The 2597-nt window shown below is 49.4% G+C and carries 3 protein-coding genes; 2 read left to right on the top strand and 1 reads right to left on the bottom strand.

The genetic code is table 11. From position 1 onward, the window contains the following. Positions 1-232: 232 nt before the first annotated feature. The gene (locus Q0W37_RS15350) at positions 233-490 is read left to right on the top strand and encodes a zinc ribbon domain-containing protein (protein WP_297702415.1); all 258 of its coding nucleotides are present in this window, start codon (positions 233-235) and stop codon (positions 488-490) included. A gap of 125 nt (positions 491-615) precedes the next feature. On the opposite strand, the gene rpsT is transcribed toward Q0W37_RS15350, so the two are convergent. Continuing rightward, positions 616-876: a 30S ribosomal protein S20 gene (rpsT, locus tag Q0W37_RS15345; RefSeq protein ID WP_173350907.1), complete on the bottom strand. Its 261-nt coding sequence runs from the start codon at positions 874-876 to the stop codon at positions 616-618. Positions 877-978: 102 nt separating this feature from the next. Between rpsT and Q0W37_RS15340 the strand changes: the two genes are divergently transcribed. Then, a complete protein-coding gene (locus tag Q0W37_RS15340) occupies positions 979-2130 on the top strand; it encodes a DegT/DnrJ/EryC1/StrS aminotransferase family protein (protein WP_297702414.1) in 1152 nt (383 codons plus the stop codon). The last annotated feature ends 467 nt before the right edge of the window (positions 2131-2597 follow it).

The raw sequence follows: 2597 nt of genomic DNA, 5'->3' as shown, positions 1-2597 counted from the left end.
CTCGCGAAAACATGCAGAAGATGTACGAACACAAGATCGTCGACGTTCTTGGTTCTAACAACAAGCTGTAAGCGACCGTTCGCGCTAAACTCGGGGACAACGTCTCCGGTTGGCGCTCACTCTCGCAACCGCCCCTGGTTAATACCAGGGGCTTTGTTGCTCACGGATCTTAACCGATTCGCTTTTAAAGACCGCTAGGCAATCGCCTGGCGGTTTTTGTTATATTACAGGCATGCTCTGTCCTCATTGTCATTCCCCCATCAAAGAAAACGCCACATTCTGCCCGCATTGCGGAAGCGACAAGGATACCGGCTGGTCCGAAGGTGCGGAATTTACCGACCTCGAGGCACCGGATTATGACGAAATTGTCGAGAACGAATTCGGAGATGACCCGAACAGCCCCTACGCCCAAAAGAAAAAAGCAAACCCGCTTGCTATAGCGGCAGCAGTGATTGTGGCCCTTGCATTTATTGCGGCAATGGTATTCTAGAAACCGTTCCTAACAACAAAAAGAGTCCGCAAAAGCGGACTTAATTCTTTACATAGAAATAAATACAACAATAAGCTGATACACATCAATGCATCAGCTTATTAAATTCAACTTGCTTAATTAAATTAAGCGAGGCTGTTGACGACCTTAGCGGCCTTAGCCTTGTAGTTAGCGGCGCGGTTTGCGCAGAAACCGGCACGACCCTTGGCAGCAGCCTTGTCGAGCATGCTGAACAGAGCCGGCATGGCCTTGAGGGCTTCTTCCTTGGTGGTTGCGCTACGGACAGCCTTGAGGGCAGTACGGATAGCGGAACGAGTCGAACGGTTCATGGCATTGGCCTTTTCGGCCTGAAGCAAACGCTTTTTGCAAGATTTGTGTTGAGGCACCTTATTATCTCCGGGTGAAAACCTACTTAAAAATGTTGGTTCAAAGTTAGCAAATTATTTATAATTTTCAAGGGGTACTCAAAAATTTCTACCTTTGCGCGCATGATTCCCTTCGTAAATCTGACTGGACAGCGCGAAAAATACCGTTTTGAACTCGAAAAAGCCGAACGGGCGGTGCTGGACAGCGGCTGTTACATTGGCGGTCCGGAAGTTTCCGCCCTGGAAAAAGAGCTTTCTGCTTATTCCGGTGTGCCCCATACGCTGACCTGCGCTAGCGGTACAGATGCACTCACCTTAGCCCTGATGACGCTCCAGTTACAGCCTGGCAACGAAGTTATCGTTCCCGATTTTACCTTTATCGCCCCGGCGGAATGTTGCGCCTTTTTAGGAGGCACGCCCGTTTTTGCGGATATCGACCGAGAGACCTTGCAGATTTCCCCAGAAAGCGTCCGTACGCTGATCGGGAAACGAACCAAGGGAATCATCGCGGTAAACCTTTTCGGACAGTGCGCGCCCTTCAAGGAACTGCGTAAAATCGCCGACGAATTCGGCCTCTGGATTATTGAAGATGCGGCCCAGGCTTTTGGAGCAAGGATCCTTGACTCGACGAAAGGCTCCCCTACATCCCATAACAACAAGGCCTGCGCCTTCGGCGACATTTCTATCACGAGTTTCTATCCGAGCAAGCCACTCGGATGCTACGGCGACGGCGGCGCGGTATTCACCAAGGACGAGGCACTCGCCCAACGTGTACGCACCATCGCAAACCACGGAAGCATCGGCCGCTACGACCACCAGATTGTAGGCATGAACAGCAGGCTCGATGCACTGCAAGCGGCAGTCCTGCGCGTCAAGCTAAGGCACCTCGACGAGGAACTGGCAGTGCGAGAGCAAAACGCCGCTCTCTACGACCTTTTTTTTGAGGAATACAACGCGTCCACTCCCAAGGAGTTGCAGGTTGTTCCGCAGAAAATCGCGGAAGGTAACACCAGTACCTACGCACAGTACACAGTCCTTGCCGAAAACAGAGATTACTTTATTCAAAAACTAAACGCTGCAGGCATTCCCTACTGCATCCACTACCCCACTCCCCTGCATAGCCAAGGCTGCTTTGGCGCCCCTATCGCAGAATGTGGAACACCTCTATCCGCAAACGGGAACAATGCCGAATGGGCCTCAAGACGCGTCGTAAGCCTTCCGGTCTGCGCCTTTACCAACGTCAGCGGAATCATCGCGAAATTAAGAACAAATTAAATTTCAATCTGTTTAAGAAATTTCTTTGCAATAAAAAACTCATATAAAGTATCAAATATAAAAGGTCTACCCCAAATGGAGCGGACCTTAAATGTTTCGAGAAGATCCCCGCCTATGCGGGAATGACATTCTCTTTCAATAAACACACAGAGTCTAGCTAGGGCATAACAAAAAGTCTGCTTCGTTTGAAGCAGACTTTTACAATTCAAATTTGATTTAGAACCAATGTTCTTATTCAAGAAACGCAGAGAGCCTAGCGAGAGCAAAAAAATATCCGCTTCGATAGAAGCGGATATCTAAATCCATATTTGGATTAGAACCGAGTGAGACAAGGTCCTAATCTCAATCTTGTAACGGAAACAAGTTTCCGACAAGATTGGATTACGACATCCTTCAACGAACAATGGGCTACGCCCATTTCCCGCACTGAAGTGCGGAGTCTCAGTAGCGCGAGCCCCCGTAGCGTA

Source organism: uncultured Fibrobacter sp. (assembly GCF_947166265.1).
Classification (GTDB): domain Bacteria; phylum Fibrobacterota; class Fibrobacteria; order Fibrobacterales; family Fibrobacteraceae; genus Fibrobacter.
Note: the sequence above shows the minus strand (reverse complement) of the source record. Positions and strands in the feature narration are given on the sequence as shown.